This window comes from Pseudonocardia benzenivorans CB1190 (genome assembly GCF_000196675.2).
In the GTDB taxonomy this organism is placed as follows: Bacteria; Actinomycetota; Actinomycetes; order Mycobacteriales; family Pseudonocardiaceae; genus Pseudonocardia; species Pseudonocardia benzenivorans.
This window is the reverse complement of the sequence record NC_015312.1, coordinates 152,813-169,203: the sequence shown is the minus strand read 5'-3', so window position 1 is coordinate 169,203 and position 16,391 is coordinate 152,813. Positions and strand designations below refer to the sequence as shown.

At 74.0% G+C, this 16,391-nt stretch carries 14 protein-coding genes; 4 read left to right on the top strand and 10 right to left on the bottom strand.

All coding sequences use genetic code 11. The annotated features are described in order from the left end of the window. Positions 1–6 precede the first annotated feature (6 nt). The 7 genes from PSED_RS00800 to PSED_RS00770 all read right to left on the bottom strand — a co-directional run bounded on the left by PSED_RS00800 (position 7) and on the right by PSED_RS00770 (position 6,836). A complete protein-coding gene (locus PSED_RS00800; RefSeq protein WP_202946336.1) occupies positions 7–1,644 on the bottom strand; it encodes a hypothetical protein in 1,638 nt (545 codons plus the stop codon). Positions 1,645–1,669: 25 nt separating this feature from the next. After that, the gene (locus PSED_RS00795; protein WP_013672370.1) at positions 1,670–2,536 is read right to left on the bottom strand and encodes a LytR/AlgR family response regulator transcription factor; all 867 of its coding nucleotides are present in this window, start codon (positions 2,534–2,536) and stop codon (positions 1,670–1,672) included. Between the two features lie 168 nt (positions 2,537–2,704). Next, complete coding sequence (locus PSED_RS00790) at positions 2,705–3,577, bottom strand: S49 family peptidase (RefSeq protein WP_041760252.1); 873 nt, start codon at positions 3,575–3,577, stop codon at positions 2,705–2,707. Between the two features lie 84 nt (positions 3,578–3,661). Then, positions 3,662–4,870, bottom strand: a complete 1,209-nt coding sequence (locus PSED_RS00785; RefSeq protein WP_013672368.1) for a sensor histidine kinase — start codon at positions 4,868–4,870, stop codon at positions 3,662–3,664. Between the two features lie 10 nt (positions 4,871–4,880). Further along, positions 4,881–5,756 carry an Fpg/Nei family DNA glycosylase gene (locus tag PSED_RS00780; protein WP_013672367.1) on the bottom strand — a complete coding sequence of 292 codons (876 nt, stop codon included), beginning with the start codon at positions 5,754–5,756 and terminating at the stop codon, positions 4,881–4,883. Next, positions 5,756–6,202 (bottom strand): hypothetical protein, encoded by a 447-nt coding sequence (locus PSED_RS00775; RefSeq protein WP_013672366.1) that lies wholly within the window; start codon positions 6,200–6,202, stop codon positions 5,756–5,758. The genes PSED_RS00780 and PSED_RS00775 overlap by 1 nt, the downstream gene beginning before the upstream one ends. Positions 6,203–6,290: 88 nt before the next feature. Then, the gene (locus PSED_RS00770; protein WP_049803269.1) at positions 6,291–6,836 is read right to left on the bottom strand and encodes a cupin domain-containing protein; all 546 of its coding nucleotides are present in this window, start codon (positions 6,834–6,836) and stop codon (positions 6,291–6,293) included. A 250-nt stretch (positions 6,837–7,086) separates the two neighbouring features. On the opposite strand from PSED_RS00770, the gene PSED_RS00765 reads away from it, so the two are divergent. Genes PSED_RS00765 through PSED_RS00755 form a run of 3 tightly spaced genes read left to right on the top strand, consistent with a single transcriptional unit; the run spans position 7,087 to position 11,311 of the window. Then, on the top strand, positions 7,087–7,623 hold the full coding sequence (locus PSED_RS00765; RefSeq protein WP_013672364.1) for a MarR family winged helix-turn-helix transcriptional regulator: 537 nt from the start codon (positions 7,087–7,089) through the stop codon (positions 7,621–7,623). Further along, entirely contained in the window at positions 7,623–10,511 is a 2,889-nt protein-coding gene (locus tag PSED_RS00760; protein WP_013672363.1) for an MFS transporter, read from the top strand. The genes PSED_RS00765 and PSED_RS00760 overlap by 1 nt, the downstream gene beginning before the upstream one ends. Next, positions 10,508–11,311: a YceI family protein gene (locus tag PSED_RS00755; protein ID WP_013672362.1), complete on the top strand. Its 804-nt coding sequence runs from the start codon at positions 10,508–10,510 to the stop codon at positions 11,309–11,311. The genes PSED_RS00760 and PSED_RS00755 overlap by 4 nt, the downstream gene beginning before the upstream one ends. Positions 11,312–11,399: 88 nt before the next feature. Here PSED_RS00755 and PSED_RS00750 read toward each other — a convergent pair whose 3' ends face one another. From PSED_RS00750 to PSED_RS00740, 3 genes are all read right to left on the bottom strand, one after another. Beyond that, positions 11,400–11,951 (bottom strand): methylated-DNA--[protein]-cysteine S-methyltransferase, encoded by a 552-nt coding sequence (locus PSED_RS00750; protein ID WP_013672361.1) that lies wholly within the window; start codon positions 11,949–11,951, stop codon positions 11,400–11,402. 366 nt (positions 11,952–12,317) lie between these two features. Beyond that, positions 12,318–13,619, bottom strand: coding sequence for a UDP-glucose dehydrogenase family protein (locus PSED_RS00745; protein ID WP_013672360.1), 1,302 nt, complete (start codon positions 13,617–13,619; stop codon positions 12,318–12,320). A 132-nt stretch (positions 13,620–13,751) separates the two neighbouring features. Then, positions 13,752–15,455 (bottom strand): TM0106 family RecB-like putative nuclease, encoded by a 1,704-nt coding sequence (locus tag PSED_RS00740; RefSeq protein WP_049803576.1) that lies wholly within the window; start codon positions 15,453–15,455, stop codon positions 13,752–13,754. 156 nt (positions 15,456–15,611) lie between these two features. Here PSED_RS00740 and PSED_RS00735 point away from each other — a divergent pair, with 156 nt between their 5' ends. After that, positions 15,612–16,319 carry a DUF6474 family protein gene (locus PSED_RS00735; protein ID WP_013672358.1) on the top strand — a complete coding sequence of 236 codons (708 nt, stop codon included), beginning with the start codon at positions 15,612–15,614 and terminating at the stop codon, positions 16,317–16,319. Positions 16,320–16,391: the final 72 nt, after the last annotated feature.

Sequence of the window (16,391 nt, the reverse complement as noted above, 5' to 3'; positions counted from 1 at the left end):
CCGCGGTCAGTCCTGCACGTGGTCGGCGAACTCCTGCTCGACCTTCTCCGCGGATCTCGTGTGCCACCACCCGAGCAGCAGCAGGAACGGGTACACCAGCACGCCGAGCAGCAACCACGGCAGCCGCAGCCCGAGTACGTCGATCCGACCGATCTCGGGGAACAGCGCGAAGAGCGCGGGCAGCGACCCGAGCGTCAGCACCGCGACCGCGGCGACCCGCAGCGCCAGCCCGAGCTGGGTGCCGATGAGGTTGGAGCGCAACAGGTCGCCGACCGACGTCAGATCCTGGACGTCGACGACGGTCCGCACCGAGCGCGGGTTCTGCCTGCGCTCGGAGAGCACCACCCGGACCCGCCCGGACGCGGCGTCGACCTGGCCGGTGGTCGGGTAGGGCGCCGTGATCTCGACGGCCGAGGTGCCGTCGGGCAGCACCGGCGGGAGCGCGGCGGAGGACCCGGTCCCGGGCGTCTGCTCGTCGCGGTCGACGTCGTCGTCCGCGGGCGGCGCATCCGCCGACCACAGGACGCGCGAGCCCACGCCGTCGTCGAGGTCGTCCTCGTCGTCGTAGTCGTCGTAGTCCTGGTGCGGGTCGGCAGCGGAGTGCGGGTCGGCAGCGGAGTGCGGGTCGGCAGCGGAGTGCGGGTCGGCGGCGGGCCGGGGCTGGTGCGAGGTCGCCGCCCGGAGGTCGTCGCGCTCCTCGGTGACGACGTCGTCAGGTGCCGGTGGCGCGAGCGGTGCCTCGACAGCCGGGGCAGCGGGACCTGCCGCAGCAGCAGGACCAGCCGGCACAGCAGGACCCGCCGGAGCAGGGGGACCGGGCGGAACCGCGGGAGCGGACGGGCCGGCGGGCCCGGACCGGGCCGGGCCACCCGGGGCGACGGGGGGTGCGCCCACGCGGGGGTGTTCGGCCGTCTGCTCGTCGGGACGCACCCGCGCGGGCGCCCGGCGGACGAGCCCGCGGACCGGCTCGGCGCCGGGCGGGAGCAGCGACGACAGCTCGTCGCCCGCCGGTGGCACCGGGCGCGGCGGCGCCCCGGCGTGCCGTGACGCGGGAGCGGGCGGCGGCCAGGGCGTGGGCTCGGGGACGATCGGTGCGGGCGGCGGGCGCAACCCGCCCGCGGCGTAGGGGTCGGGCTGCCAGACCTGCGTCCGGTCGCGCGGCGCCGGGCGGGCCGGCGCACGCCTGCCGTCACGCCCGGGTTCGGTGACGTCGTGCGCTGGGAGCTCGTGGGCCGGGCCGTCGGGCGCGGGGGGTTCCTGCGCCGGATGTCCGTGGGGCGGACGTCCGTGCGCCGGGGGGCCGACCGCCTCGGCGCCCTGACCCGGGCCGACCGGGCGGGCGATGTGCCGGTCGGCGTCGGGCCGGTCGGCATCGGGCCGGAGGAGTCCGCGCGCCGGCGACTCGACGTCCTCGACGGCGTCGTCGGCGTCGACCCCACGCTCGCGGCGGGCGTGCCGCCCGCCCGACGACGCCGGACTGGCCCGCATCCGCCGCTGGATCTCGGCCTGGACCCAGGCCGGACCGGAGTCCTCGACGCCGGGGGGCTGCCGCGGCATCGCCACGGGACCGCCCTCCGCGTCGTCCCCGGGCTGCGCGGAGCCCGACGACGCCGACGGCGGAGCACCGTCGGCGTAGGTGGTCACCGCACGGCCCCGCTGGTGCTCGGGATCAACGCTGGCTCCACGCCTGCTTCGTGGCGCGGACCAGGCGGTCCTTCAGCTCGCGGGTGTGCCGGCGGCTGACGGGCAGCTCCGCGGTGTCCGGGCCCGACCCGACGCGCACGACGTAGCCCGATCCCGACAACCGCAGCTCCGTGACCAGCGGCAGCGCGACGAGGAACGAGCGGTGGATGCGGACGAACCCGGCGTCGCGCCAGCGGTCCTCGAGCACCGAGAGCGGGATGCGGACGAGGTGGCTGCCCTCGTTGGTGTGCAGCCGCGCGTAGTCGCCCTGGGCCTCGACGTAGCGCACCGCCGACCGCGGCACCAGCTTCGTGGTGCCGGCCAGCTCGACGGGGATGACCTCGTCCTCCCCGCTGTCCTGCTGGACCGGTTCGACGGGGCCCGCGGCGCGGCTGGCCAGGATGCGGTCGAGCGAGGCGGAGAGGCGCTCCGAGCGCAGCGGCTTGAGCAGGTAGTCGACGGCGCCGACCTCGTAGGCGTCGACCGCGCGGTCGTCGTGCGCCGTCACGAACACGACCGAGGGCGGGGTGGCCATCGACGAGAACACCCGGGCCAGCTCGAGGCCGTCGAGGCCGGGCATCCGGATGTCGAGGAAGACGACCTCGACGTCGGTGCGCTCGGCCACGCGGGTGCCGGTGGCCGGGTGTGTGACGCCCCGGCCCGGGACGGGGGCGACCTCGCGGGCGCCCTGCCGGTTGTTCAGGATGCGAAGAGCCTCTGTGGCGTCCGACGCCTTGAGCACCGTTCCGACGCGACTGTCCTCGTTGAGCAGGAATGCCAGTTCTTCGAGAGCGGGTTCCTCGTCGTCCACAGCGAGAACGACCAGACCTCCGGAACTGTCGTTGCTGTCCACGATCTCCTCATCCTGCGTGTCCGGCGCTCCCGGCAGGGTGACGCCCGCACGATCACGCGGCCACCCCCGCCGACTATGGTGACGGCGAATCGACCGGAGTGCCAGGGGGCCCTCCCGATCGGTATCCCTGTCTCTGGATACCGATCGGATCCGATCGACCACACCGAGTCATAAACCGTACCGCGCCCAGAGTGCGCGTACCTCCGCCGCCTCGGCGATCCCCAGCAAAGAGTTCACAGGTGAGAACGTCGCCGCGGCTGCCGGGGCGCCGATCCCGAGCCGCGCGAGCAGCGGCCTGCGGGACTCCACGGGCACGATCTCGGCATCCGGGAAGCGGTCCGCGAGGACCGAGCGGGGGGTGCCCAGCCCGTCGATCAGACCGGTCTCGACGGCACGTGCGCCCGTCCACACCTCGCCGGTGAACAGGTCACGCTCCGTGTTCAAACGGTCACCGCGGCGCTCCGTCACCCACATCGTGAACATCTCGTGCAGCTGGTCCTGGAGCCCGCGCAGCCACTCGACGTCCTCGGGCTTCTCGGGCAGGAACGGGTCGAGCCGCGACTTGGCCCGGCCGGCCGTGTAGAGCCGGCGCTCGACGCCGAACCGCTCGATCAGTCCCTGCAGACCGAAGCCCGCGCTGATCACCCCGATGGACCCCACGATCGACGTCGCGTGGGCGTAGATCTCGTCTCCGGCGCAGGCCAGCCAGTATCCGCCGGACGCGGCGACGTCCTCGCAGAACGCCAGCACCGGGACCTCCTTCTCCTCGGCGAGGCCGCGGATCCGGTCGGCGATGAGCGCCGACTGGGTCGGCGCACCGCCCGGGGAGTTGATCTGGAGCGCGACGGCGACGAGGCCGTCGGCGGAGAACGCGCGCTCCAGGACCTTCTCCACGGAGGCCGCGTTGAGCACCGCGCGCGGCACCGGCCCGGACGACGGGGTGATGACTCCGTGCAACCGAACGAGGGAGACGACGCCCTTATCCGACCGGTCCCCCAGGCGTCCCGGAAGCCGCGACGCAAGCTTGTCGGGGATGCGCAACGTGTCCATGCGGCCACGGTACGCGGATCGGGACGTCCACCAAGTGGGACGAGTCCGAGCCCGCCCGAACGGGCCCGGGAGCCGCTACGCGCGGATACCCACCCGGAACTTCGGCACCCTCAGAGTGATCTTCATGCCCGCCCCGATGTTGGTGTCGACCACGAGACCGAAGTCGTCGCCGAAGGCCGACCGCATCCGGTCGTCGACGTTGCCGAGCCCGACGTGCGCGCCGGACAGGTGGGCGTCGTCGAGATCCTCGGTGAGCCGCGACGGGTCCATGCCCACGCCGTCGTCCTCGACGATGATGACGCACTCCGCGCCGGCGTTCTCGGCGGTGATGGTGATCGTGCCGCCCTGCGGCTTGCCCGAGAGCCCGTGCCGGACGGCGTTCTCCACCAACGGCTGCAGCGCCAGGAACGGCAGGACGACGTTGAGCACCTCGGGCGCGATCTGCAGCTTGATGTTGAGCCGGTTGCCGAAGCGCGCCTTCTCCAGCGCGATGTAGCGCTCGATGTTGGTCAGCTCGTCGGAGAGAGTCGTGTACTCGCCCGCCGTCCGGAACGAGTAGCGGGTGAAGTCGGCGAACTCGATCAGCAGCTCGCGGGCGCGGACGGGGTCGGTCCGGATGAACGAGGCGATCGTCGTGAGCGCGTTGTAGACGAAGTGCGGCGAGATCTGGGCGCGCAGGGCGCGGACCTCGGCACGGGCCAGGCGTTGGCGCGACTCGTCGAGCTCGGCGAGCTCGAGCTGGCTCGACACGTAGCGCGCGACCTCGGCGGTGGCCCGCAGCAGGACCGGGCCGGCCGTCGACGTCGTCAGCGCCGCGAGGGTGCCGACGATCGCGCCGTCGGTCTCCAGCGGGACGACGACGATCCCCCGCACCTCGCAGCTCGGGTGGTCGCAGGAGATGGAGGTGTGCGAGGCGACCTGCTGCCGTCCGGTGGAGATGACCTGGTCGGCCAGCTCGACGACGTCGGGCTCGTGCTGGTCGGCGTCGCCGTCCCAGGCCAGCGTGTCGCCCTTGGCGTCGGTCATCGTGAGCGCACAGGTGTCGAGCAGGGTGCGCAGGTAGGGCAGCGCGAAGTTCGCGGAGTTCGCCGAGAGCCCCTCGCGCAGGGCGGGCGCCGCCAGCGCGACCGTGTGCAGCGTCGCGAACGTCGCGCGCTCCAGCGGGGTGGCGAAGGTGTTGCGGCGGGCCCGGCGCAGCTGCAGGAACAGCACCACCAGCACCACGAGCACGACGGCACCGACGAGGACGAGCAGCGCTGTCGGCGAGCTCAGCAGCTCTCCCACGACGGCCCCCTCACCTCACCAGCCTGGACAGGCGCCGGTCGGCGAGTGGTTTGCCACCGGTCTGGCAGCCGGGACAGTACTGGAACGATCTCTCGGCGAAGGACACCTCCCTGACGGTGTCCCCGCACACCGGGCACGGCAGCCCGGTGCGGGCGTGCACCCGCAGCCCGGACCGCTTCTCCCCCTTGAGCTCCGCCGCGCCCTGGCCGACGGACCGCTCGACGGCGTCGGTGAGCACGGTCCGCATCGCCTCGTACAGCGCGTCGAGCTGCTCGGGCCTGAGCCGTCCCGACACGGCGTAGGGCGAGAGCCGGGCGGTGTGCAGAATCTCGTCGCTGTAGGCGTTGCCGATGCCCGCGATCGTCTTCTGGTCGACGATCAGCGTCTTGATCCGCTCGGTGTGTCCCGCGAGCAGCTCGGCCAGCTCGTCGCGGCTCAGCGCCAGCGCGTCGGGCCCCAGCTTGGCGATGCCCGGGACCTCCTGCGGGTCGTGCACGAGGTAGACGGCCAGCCGCTTCTGCGTCCCGGCCTCGGTGAGGTCGAACCCCGGTCCGCCGACGGTGTCGAGGTGGACCCGCAGCGCGAGCGGGCCGCGGCCGGGCTTCGGCGGGGTGGCCGACGCCGTCGCGTGCCAGCGCAGCCAGCCCGCCCGGGACAGGTGGGTGATCAGCGCGAGCTCGTCGCCGGGCCGGTCGTGGAACTCGACGGAGAGGAACTTCCCGTACCGGCTCGCCCCCGTCACGACGCGCCCGACCAGCGCCGACGCGGGCGGCTCGAACGTCTTGAGGACGCTCATGCTGGCGACGTCCACCCGCGCGACCGGGCGGTAGACCGCGTGGTCGCGCAGGTGCTGGGCGAGGGCCTCGACCTCGGGGAGCTCGGGCACTAGTTCACCGGCTGCAACGGGCTGTCGGCGTGACCGGGCGTCGCCCGGGTACGCAGGCTGCGGGCGACGACGCGCATCTCCTCCTTCGCCCGCGACCGTCCGCGGACCATCCCGGACCAGTGCTCGGCGGGCAGTCCGGCCTCGTAGCTGCCCTCGGTCTCGGCGACGATCGTCCACGGCCGGCGCAGGTACCAGCGGAACGGGAAGAACAGGATGGCCAGCGCCGCGACGAACCAGAGGTAGAAGGGCACGACGACCAGCGAGGGCTTCCAGACGACGAGGATGACCCAGAACAGGACCAGCGCCGAGAGGATCATGATGGCGGCGCCACGGCCGCCGTCGACGTCGTGCTCGAACTCGTCGCCGACCGCGGGCGTCGACCACTCGATGTTGCACCGCACCGACCAGCTGCGCCCGTCGGCTCCGGCGACCGTCTTCGCTGCCATCGTCCCCGCCGCTCCCGAAGTCGTACCCGGCGTCCACTATCCCACGCGACGGCACTCCGGGGTGATCATCGGCACCGGCCGTGACGGCTCAGCGGGCCGCGCCCGCGCAGGGCGACGCGACCGACGAGCGGTCGGGCGCGCCGGGCGCCAGGATCTGCGTGACGACCAGCCGCGCCGGCCCGGTTCCGTCGTTGCGCAGCAGGTGCGGCTCGGCGTCCGGGACGAACAGGGCCTGGCCCTGGCGGTAGCGCGTCGCGGTGCAGTCGTCGGCGGTCTGGACGGTGACCTCGCCGGTGTCGACGATCGTCGTCTCGGTGCCGGGGTGGCGGTGCCAGCCGGTGGTCTCGCCCGGCGCGAGCTCGACGGTGCGCACGGACACCTCGGCCGGCCCGAGCGTCGAGAGCTGGATGCGTGTCGGGAGGGTGCCGCGGCCGACGTCGCCGGTCGCGGCCGCGGCGGCCGGGGGTGGCGCGGTCTGTGTCGCGACGACGGGCGCGGCCGCGGGCGGCGGGTCGGCCGGGGCGTCGTGCCCGAGCTGTCCCGGCTGGGCACAGCCCGCCGCGGTCAGGACGACTCCGGCCAGGACGACGAGGGTGGCGACCGTTCTCGCCGTGCGGCCGAAGCTCGTCAACACGTACCTCCCGGGCCGGTCACGCGCGCGGATCACCGTGCGACGCAGAGTAGTGCCCGGCCGCACCCGGACCGGGAACAGGGGCCCGCACACCGGTCGACCAGGGCAGTTCCCGGACGTGGTGGATCTCTCACCGCAGGGGCCACCGTCCCGGGTGAAACCGACTTGCCGACCGGCAGGTAAGAGGCGCATGGTTGAGCCCAGCAACTTCTTGCGTGATACAAGCAAAGTAATGGTAAAGACGGGAGCGGCCATGACGAGCGCAGCGATCTCATCCGCGGAGCCGTCGTCGAACGCACCCGCAGGGCCGGACGCCGACGACCTCGCCGTGGCCGACGCGCTCGCCCACGAGGTGAGCAGGCTGCTCCGGCTCGTCCAGCGGACGTCGCGCTACAGCGGCCCCGCCGACCTCGACCGCGCCACGTTCCACGTGCTCGTCCAGCTCGCCACGGGCGTCGGACCGCAGCGCTCCGGCGACATCGCCGAGGCCCTGTGCACCGATCCGTCGACCGTCAGCCGTCGGGTCGCGGCGCTGGTCAAGCAGGGTCTCATCGAGCGGCGCGCCGACCCGGACGACGGTCGCGCAAGCCTGCTGGCCGTCACCGACGCCGGCCACGCCGCACTGGAACAGAGCCGGCTGCACAAGGCCCGGCTCGTCGCCGGCGCGCTCGCGGGCTGGCCCATCGAGAAGCGGCGCGCGCTCGTCGCGCTCCTCGCCGACTTCTCCACCGACTACCAGCAGCACGAACTGTCGACGGGCCCCGTCCGCCGGCACGGAGGGGGAAACTGATGTCCACCGAGGCCGTCGCACCGCAGCAGAGCGCTGCCGGCGCGCCCGCCCCGTCGGAGCGAAGCTCCGGCGAGCTCAGCCACAGACAGATCCTCACGATCTTGGTCGGTCTGGCGCTGGGCATGTTCCTCGCCGCGCTCGACCAGACCGTCGTGTCCACGGCAATCCGCACGATCGCCGACGACCTCGGCGGTCTCAGCCAGCAGGCGTGGGCGACCACGGCGTTCCTGATCACCGGCACCATCACCACGCCGCTCTACGGCAAGCTCTCCGACCAGTTCGGTCGCAAGCCGCTGTTCCTGACGGCGATCTCGATCTTCCTCGTCGGCTCGGTGCTGTGCACCTTCTCGACGTCGATGTACGAGCTCGCGGCCTTCCGCGCCGTCCAGGGGCTCGGCGCAGGTGGTCTGTTCACCCTCGCGCTGACGATCCTCGGCGACATCGTGCCGCCCCGCGAGCGTGCCCGCTACCAGGGCTACATCCTCGCGGTGTTCGGGACCTCGAGCGTCATCGGCCCGGTCATCGGCGGCGTTCTGTCGGGCCAGGCGACCATCGCCGGCATCGACGGCTGGCGCTGGATCTTCCTGGTCAACGTGCCGATCGGCGCCGTGGCGCTGGTCGTCGTCGCCAAGGTGCTCAACCTGCCGCACACCAAGCGCAGCAGGCGCATCGACTGGCCCGGCGCGGTCACGCTCGCGATCTTCCTCGTGCCGCTGCTGATCATCGCCGAGCAGGGCCGCGAGTGGGGCTGGGGCTCCACCAGCGCGATCGTCTGCTACATCGTCGGCGCGGTCGGCTTCGTGCTCTTCATGCTCGCCGAGCGCTTCTACGGCGACGACGCGCTGCTGCCGCTGCGGCTGTTCCGCAACGGCGTCTTCTCCCTGACGGGCGTCGCCGGCTTCGTGATCGGCATGGGGATGTTCGGCGGCATCGTCCTGCTGCCGCAGTTCCTGCAGATCGTGCACGGCGCCAGCCCGACCGAGTCCGGCTTCCTCATGTTGCCGCTCGTCGGCGGGATCATGGTCGGGTCGATCCTGTCCGGCCAGATCACCTCCCGGACCGGGCACTACAAGATCTTCCCGATCATCGGCACCGCGCTCATGGTCGGCGCGATGCTGCTGCTGCACTTCCGGGTCACCGTCGACATCCCGCTGTGGGAGCTCGACCTCTACATGGCGATGCTGGGTCTCGGGCTCGGCGGCTGCATGCAGACCCTCGTGCTCGCGGTGCAGAACGCCGTCCCGGCCCGGGACATGGGCGTCGCCACCGCGTCGTCGACGTTCTTCCGCCAGCTCGGTGGCACGCTCGGCGTCGCGGTGTTCCTGTCGATCCTGTTCTCGACGGTGACCGACAAGATCAGCGACGCCTTCCGGACCGCGCAGACCGACCCGACGTTCGTCGCCGCGGTCGGCGACCCGGCCGTCCGGGCCGACCCCGTCAACGCGCCGTTCTTCGCCGCGCTCAACGGGGGCGCCGACACGTCCGGCGTGCTGAACGACTCCTCGTTCCTGCAGAAGATCGACCCGCGGCTGGCCCGGCCGTTCCTCGAGGGCTTCTCCAACTCGATGACGCTGACCTTCCTCGTCGTCGCGTGCGTCCTCGTGATCGCGTTCGTGCTGGTCCTGTTCATCAAGGAGCTCCCGCTGCGGACCATGTCCGGCGCCCAGGCGCGGGCCATGGAGGAGGCCGCAGGCGAGGGCGCGTCGGTCGGCGCCGTCACCCCGACTGCGCTGGAGGCCGATGCCGAGGCCGCTCCCGTCCCCAGCGCGAACGGGAACGGGAACGGGCACGGCAACGGGAACGGGGTCGCCGCGGGCACGGTGGCGGCCGCCGTCGCCGCAGCCGCGGCGAAGGGCAGCAACGGCCAGGGCAGCAGGCACGCCCTGCGGGCCGCCGACGGCCAGGTGACGGTCCCGGCGGACGGGCAGCGCGCCGACACCGCGCCGATCCCGGTCGTCGCGGACCAGGCGCCGACCCCGCCGTCCGACGGCCCCGCCATCGAGGGCGTCGTCCGGCGTGCCGACGGTGCGGGACTGCCCGGCGCCGTCGTCACGGTGACCGAGCCGACCGGCAGGCAGGCCGCGCGCACCACGTCCGACCAGCAGGGCGAGTACCGCATCGGGGTCCCGACCGGAGGCACCTACCTGGTCGTCGCCGCGTCCGGCGCGTTCCAGCCGCACGCCGCGATGGTCGCGGTCGCCGACCGGGCGGTCCGCCACGACGTCACCCTCGCGGGTGCCGGCGGGCTGCGCGGCACGGTCCGGGTGACCGACGCGCAGGGCCAGGTCCGTCCGGCCTCTGGCGTCGCGGTGACCCTGATCGACGTGCAGGGCAACGTCTCCGCCGCCACCGTGTCCGACGAGCTCGGCCGGTACGTGCTCGCCGGCGTCCCCGACGGCCAGTACACGCTGACCGCCGCCGGGGCGGGCTACCAGCCCGTGGCGACGAGCGTCGTGCTGCCGGGGGGCTCGGAGGTCGTGCAGGACGTCGAGCTGCCGCGGCGGGCGCGCCTGCTCGGCACGGTCGTCGCCGGTTCGACCGGCCGCGGCGTCCCCGAGGCGCTCGCCACGCTGATCGACCCGAGCGGCAACGTCGTCGGGTCCACCGTGACCGACGCCGACGGCGCGTTCGCGTTCGACGACCTCGCCGAGGGCACCTACACGATCACCGCGAGCGGCTACGCGCCCACCGCGGCGGTCGTGCAGGTGACGGCGGGCGGTGCGAGCACCACCGAGATCGCGTTCCCGCCGCCGGTCGTCGCGGGCTCCGCCCCGGCGACGCCCCCGGCACCGCAGGTCCAGCGCTCCGCCTCGAACGGCACCACGCCGGCCGACCTGCCGTCGGTGCCGGAGGAGCCGGGCTCGCCGACGGCCGGGCAGCTGCGGTGACGACCGCGATCACCGGGACCCTCACCACTCCTGACGGCTGGCCCGTCGGCGGCGGGATGCTCACCGTCGTCGACGGGGCCGGGATCCAGCGCGGCCGGGCCGCGGCCCGCGAGGACGGCGGCTTCGTCCTCGACGGGCTCGACCTGGGCACCTACACGGTGATCATCGCGGCGCCGGGCCACGAGCCCGCGGCGCGGACGGTCACCGTGAGCGGTGCCGCGCCGACCGCGCTGGGCATCGTCGAGCTGCCGCGGGTCGGGGGGCGGGTCCTGCCCGCCCCCGGCACCTGGCAGATCGATCCCGTGCACTCCAGCATCCGAGCGACGGCCATGCACCTGGGCATGACCAACGTGCACGGCAGGCTGCGCCGCTTCGAGGGGCGCATCCAGGTCGCCGATCCGCTGGAGAACAGCTCCGTCGAGGTCGTCATCGACGCGAACGGGGTGGACTCCGACGACGACACGCGGGACACGCACCTGCGCAGCCCCGACTTCCTCGACGTCGAGAACCACCCGGAGATCCACTTCAAGAGCGACGGGCTGACCCGCCACGACGCCACCCACTGGCGGGTCGACGGGGTGCTGACGCTCAAGGGCGTCAGCGCCGCCGTGCCGCTCGAGGTGACCTACCACGGCAGCGGCCCCGACCTCTGGGGCGGGACGCGCGCGGGCTTCTCGGCGACGACCGAAATCTCCCGCGACGACTTCGCGATCAGCTGGAACCAGTCGGTGCTCGCCGGGGTGCTCGCCATCGGCCGCACCCTGCGCATCGACATCGACATCCAGGCGTTCCGGACCTGACGCTCCGCCCGACACGAACGACCCCGACGAGCGGCGGGGTCGCGCAGCCGAGTTGCGCGACCCCGCCGCTCGTTCGTGTGTGGAGCCCTCAGCCCAGGTCGAACGCCGGGGTGAGGACGCCTTCCAGCGCGAGCAGCCACTCCTTGGCGGGCAGGCCCCCGCCGAACCCGCCGAGCGACAGCTTCCTGCCCCCGGCCGAGGCCAGCACGCGGTGGCACGGCACGACGAGCGGCACCGGGTTGGAGCCCATGATCGAACCGACGCCCCGGGCGGCGGTCCAGCTCGCGTCGAACGCCCCGGACATCTCGGCCAGCTCCCCGTAGCCGACGACGTGCCCGTAGGGCACCCGCTCGTGCAGGGTGCGCAGCACGATCAGCCGGGAGCCGTGCATGCTCCGCCAGTCGACCTGCAGGTCGAAGACGCGTCGCCGGCCGTCGAGGTACTCGGCGAGCTGGGTGGCCGCGTCCCGGGTGCGCCCCTCGTCGACGACGACGTCCTCGCCCAGCGTCCGGGCCAGCGCGACCAGCAGGTCCGGGTGCGGACCCCAGCCGACGTGGGCCAGCGCGCCGTCGTCGGCGACCGCGCAGGTCAGCGCCCGGATCGGCCGGGGAGCCGGGATGGTCGTCCACGCGAGCGACACGGCAGCCGTTCACCCCCTCGGGGGAAGAGTGTGACGAACGCGGTGACCCGTTCGGCGCAGCGTCGTTGATCCATATGTCGTTCCCCAGCGACGGCGGCCCGGGCGGCGGCTCCGCCCGGGCCCCGAGGGCCACGAGCCGGGTGTCACGAGGCTACCCGCGGCGACCGACAGTCCGGCCCGGTCACTCCCCTCCCGCTCGCCGCGACGCCCGCGCCCGGCCGGCACGGCACGCCGGTGCCGACCGTGCCGCAGTCGCCGTTGGGCACCTCGGCCAGATACCGCTGCTGGTACTCCTCGGCCGGGTAGAGCGCCGGGAGCGGTGCGGCCTCGGCGCCCTGTCCGGCGCCCTGCCCCGGGGTGTGCGGTTCAGCGCCGACCCACGCCGATCCAGGAGAAACCCGCGCGGCGCACCACGTCCGGGTCGAGCAGGTTGCGCGTGTCGACGACGATCCGCCGGCCGACGACCCCACCCAGCGCCGTCCAGTCGAGCTGCCGGAACTCGGGCCACTCGGTCAGGACGACGAGCGCGTCGGCGTCCTTGGCCGCCCGCATCGGGTCGTCGACGACGTGGACGTCGTCGGTGCTGCCCGGAACGGCGGCGGGGCAGCCGGGGTCGTAGCCGGTGAGCTCGGCGCCGGCGTCGGACAGCAGCCGCGCCACCGCGAGTGCCGGTGAGTCGCGCAGGTCGTCGGTGCCCGCCTTGAACGTCAACCCGAGCAACCCGATCCGGGCACCGTCGAGCGTGCCGACCGCCTCGCCGATCTTGGCGACCATCAGGTCGCGCTGCCGTTCGTTGGCCGCGATCCCCGCGCTGACCAGCGGCACGTCCACCCCCACCGCGGCGGCGACCTGGACCAGCGCGCGGGTGTCCTTCGGCAGGCACGACCCGCCCCAACCGGGCCCCGGCGAGAGGAACGCGGAACCGATGCGCCGGTCGTGACCCATCCCCTCGGTCACGTCGGCGACGTCGGCGCCGAGCACGTCGCACAGCTCGGCGAGCGCGTTGACGTAGGAGAGCTTGATCGCGAGGAAGGCGTTGGCGGCGTACTTGACCATCTCGGCGCTCGCGGCGTCGGTGAGCACGGTCGGGGCCCCGAGCCGGGCGTACAGCGCGGCGACCCGTTCGGCCGCGTCCTGCTGGTCGGACCCGACGACGATCCGGTCCGGGTTGAGGAAGTCGTGCACCGCGCTGCCCTCGCGCAGGAACTCGGGATTGCTCACGACGGCGACATCCCTGCGCCGCAACAGCTTCCGCGTCGCCTCGGCGGTCCCGACGGGCACGGTCGACTTCGTGACGACGACGCAGCCCGCCGGCAGCAGGTGCCGCACCTCGGCGGCCACGGCCTCGACCGCGGCGAGGTCGGCACCCCCGCCGGCACCCATCGGCGTCGGCACGCAGAGGAACAGCACCTCGACGGGCGGGAGATCGGGCCGCGCGACGGCCGCACCGGCGCCGACGCAGAACTGCAGCCGGCCCGCGGCCGTCCCCTCGGCGACGAGGTCGTGCAGGCCGGGCTCGAGGATGCCGACCTCGCCCGCACGCAGCCGGTCGACCTTGGCGGCGTCGATGTCGGCGCAGACGACGTGGTGTCCCAGGGAGGCCAGGCACGCGGCGGTGGTGAGGCCGACGTACCCGGCTCCGACGACGGCGATGCGGCGAGCGAACACGGGGAGCTCCTCGCGACGACGGACCGGACGAGCCGATCGTCGCCGCCGTCGGAGGCAGCCGGGTGAACGCCGGGCGGGCGCCCGCGCGGCGCGTGCGTGAACCCCCGGCGGCCACCGCCGCCGACGGCGTTGCTAGAGGTCGGCCGCCAGCGGGACGTCGTCGATCGCCGGGGACGTCATCCACTCCCGCAGCGCACGGGTGGCGGCGACGTCGTCCTCGTTGTACTCGAGCAGCCGGGCGCGCTGTGCCGGGTCGGGCGGGTTGCCGTCGAGCCCGACGGCGTCGCGGTACCAGCGCATCGAGTTCTCGCCGCCCGCCTCCGCGTCGCGCCACGCGAACCCCGCGGCCGGGGCGATCCGTTTGAGCCCCTTGCCGTGCGCGCAGAGGAACCAGTCGTTGACGACGGCGAACAGGTCGACCCACGAGTCCGCGTCGATGAACTCCTGCACCTGCTCGACGGCCGGGATGCCCGGCATGCCCGCGAACCGCTCGGCCGAGCCGAGCAGCCACCGGTTCTCGGCCTGCTCGTTGTAGCAGTACGCCGCGAACGTGCGACCACTCGCGAGGGCCGCGTCGCGGACCCCGGTGATCCAGGACCAGAACTCCGCGAAGGAGCGCGCCTCGTCGATCGTCGGGACCGGGTCCCACGTGGCGAAGGCGCGATAGCCGTCGGGCTCGTCGCCCTCACGCAGGCCGCCGGGGTGGGTGAGCAGCACGCCCCACATGTAGGCGCCCGCCTCGCCGAAGCTCTCCATGTCGACGTCGACCTCGACGTCGGCCCGCGGGACCGGCACGGCCGGGACGCGCCGGACCACGGACATGCCACGCAGCCACGCCCTGGCGAGCGCGATCGTGTCGGGGAAGGCGAGGCCCGGCAACGGGACCGGCGGCTCCTGCGCCGGATCGAGCGCGGCCAGCTGGGCCACGGTGAACACGCCGACCGTGCGCAGCGCGACCGCCGACTCGCCGCGCACGACGAGGCTCACGTCCTGCCCGTCGGCCAGGGCGGCCTCGCACGTCGGCCACCAGGGACAACGCCGGCACTCGGTGACCCGGGACGGCAGCGCGAGCGCCGGCCCGCCGGTGACCGCAGCGGTGGCGACGCTGATCCGGTCGGCGAACCGCGCGTCGTACTCCACCATGGTGCTGCGCCCGCCGGGCCAGTGCTCGGCCGCGAGGTCGTGCCAGACCACGACGTCGCCGTCGAGCCCGACGACGCCACCGAGCGCCGCGGCCGCATTCTCGGCGGACGGCGCCCATCCGGCGGCACGCAGCATCCGCGTGAGGTGGGCCAGCCGCAGCAGGTCGCGCGGCTGGGAGCGGACCTTGCGGGTGGCGTCGGCGCGCGCCGCACCGGGGAACGGCGCGAGGACGGGCGTGGTGAGCGCACCCTGGCCCGGGTCGGTGACGCGGTGCCGCACGACGAGGACCGGCACGTAGCCGCCGCCCGGCACCCTGACCAGCAGCTCGGCCCCGCCGCGTCGCCCGCCCGCGACGTCGCGCGGGAGCTGGGCGTTCCAGATCAGCCCGGCGTCGGCGGCGACCGCGACGGCGGTGGCCTCGGCCCGTTCCCTGGCGGCGCCGTCGGCGGGCACGACGGCCCACAGCGACGGGTGCTCGGCCGCGAGCAGCGCCCCGATCCGGTCCCGGTGCGCCTGCGCGTCGGCCCGGCGCTGCTCCAGCGAGGGATCGGGCAGGGCGCGGGGCGCGTCGGCCACCGTCGGGTCGTGGTCGAGGTGCACCCGACGGCGGCACCGGGTGGTGACCGCGGCGTCGAGAGAGACGCCCGTGACGGCCGCGCCGCCGGTTCCGATGGCGGGCGTGCGCTCCCGCATCGAGGCAGGCGAGGTCTCGTTCACCGTCACACACCCGAGGGTAGAGACCACCACCGACAGCCTCTGCGCCTGCCACCGGCGCGTCCGGCCTCTAAGGTGACCTCGATCCGGGCCGCGACCCGGGCCGGCGGGGGCACCCGGGCACGAGGAGGACGAATGGCACTGCGCCGCAGGGCCGGCAGCACCCGCGCGGAGGCGAAGGCCCTCCGGAAGGCCGCGAAGGCCGAGGCGAAGGCGGCCGAGCAGGCCGCCGAGCAGGCCGCGATGCTCGAGAAGGCCCGGGTGAAGGCGTTGAAGAAGACCACCGACGCCGAGGTGAAGACGGCCAAGGCGCTCGCCGCCGCCGAGAAGAAGACCGAGAAGGCGGCGAAGAAGACCGGGCGCCGCGTCGGGTCGGCACAGGACACCGCGGTCAACGCCATCGCCACCGCCACCTCGACGGCCCCGGCGAAGGTCGGGCGCGCGATCGCGGTCGGCAAGGTGGTGGCACCGCTGCTCGCGCCGTACGCGCTCGCCGCGGCGGGTGCGGCCCGTGCGCAGTGGGACGAGTACCGCGCCCGCAAGCTCGGCGTGCCGGCCGACCGGCTGGGTGCCTACACGGGCCGCGGCGGCGCCCTGCACGCCCGGATCTCGCGGATCGCCGAGGCGTTGCCGGAGCTGAAGTCCGACGGCGACGCGCAGACCACCGGGCCCGGCCGGCGGTTCGCCGCCGACACCGAGCCGCGGCTCGCGGACCTGTCGGTCGCCGTGCGCGCCGCGGAGCAGATGCCGACGGCACGGCGCAGGACGGCGTTCCGGGCAGTCGCCTGCGAGCTGGACCGCATCGAGGACGAGCTGCTCACGCAACTCGGCGTGCGCGTCTGACGGCGGCCGTCGCCTCACCCCCGACGCCCCCCGGGCCGTGGGTGCCGCCCCGTCGAGGCCGGCGGCTACCGT

Excerpts from the sequence above, each read along its gene's own strand:
- PSED_RS00775 (WP_013672366.1), bottom strand. The coding sequence starts at position 6,202 with ATGGCAGCGAAGACGGTCGCCGGAGCCGACGGGCGCAGCTGGTCGGTG.
- PSED_RS00740 (WP_049803576.1), bottom strand. The coding sequence starts at position 15,455 with ATGCGGGAGCGCACGCCCGCCATCGGAACCGGCGGCGCGGCCGTCACG.
- PSED_RS00735 (WP_013672358.1), top strand. The coding sequence starts at position 15,612 with ATGGCACTGCGCCGCAGGGCCGGCAGCACCCGCGCGGAGGCGAAGGCC.
- PSED_RS00765 (WP_013672364.1), top strand. The coding sequence starts at position 7,087 with ATGACGAGCGCAGCGATCTCATCCGCGGAGCCGTCGTCGAACGCACCC.
- PSED_RS00760 (WP_013672363.1), top strand. The coding sequence starts at position 7,623 with ATGTCCACCGAGGCCGTCGCACCGCAGCAGAGCGCTGCCGGCGCGCCC.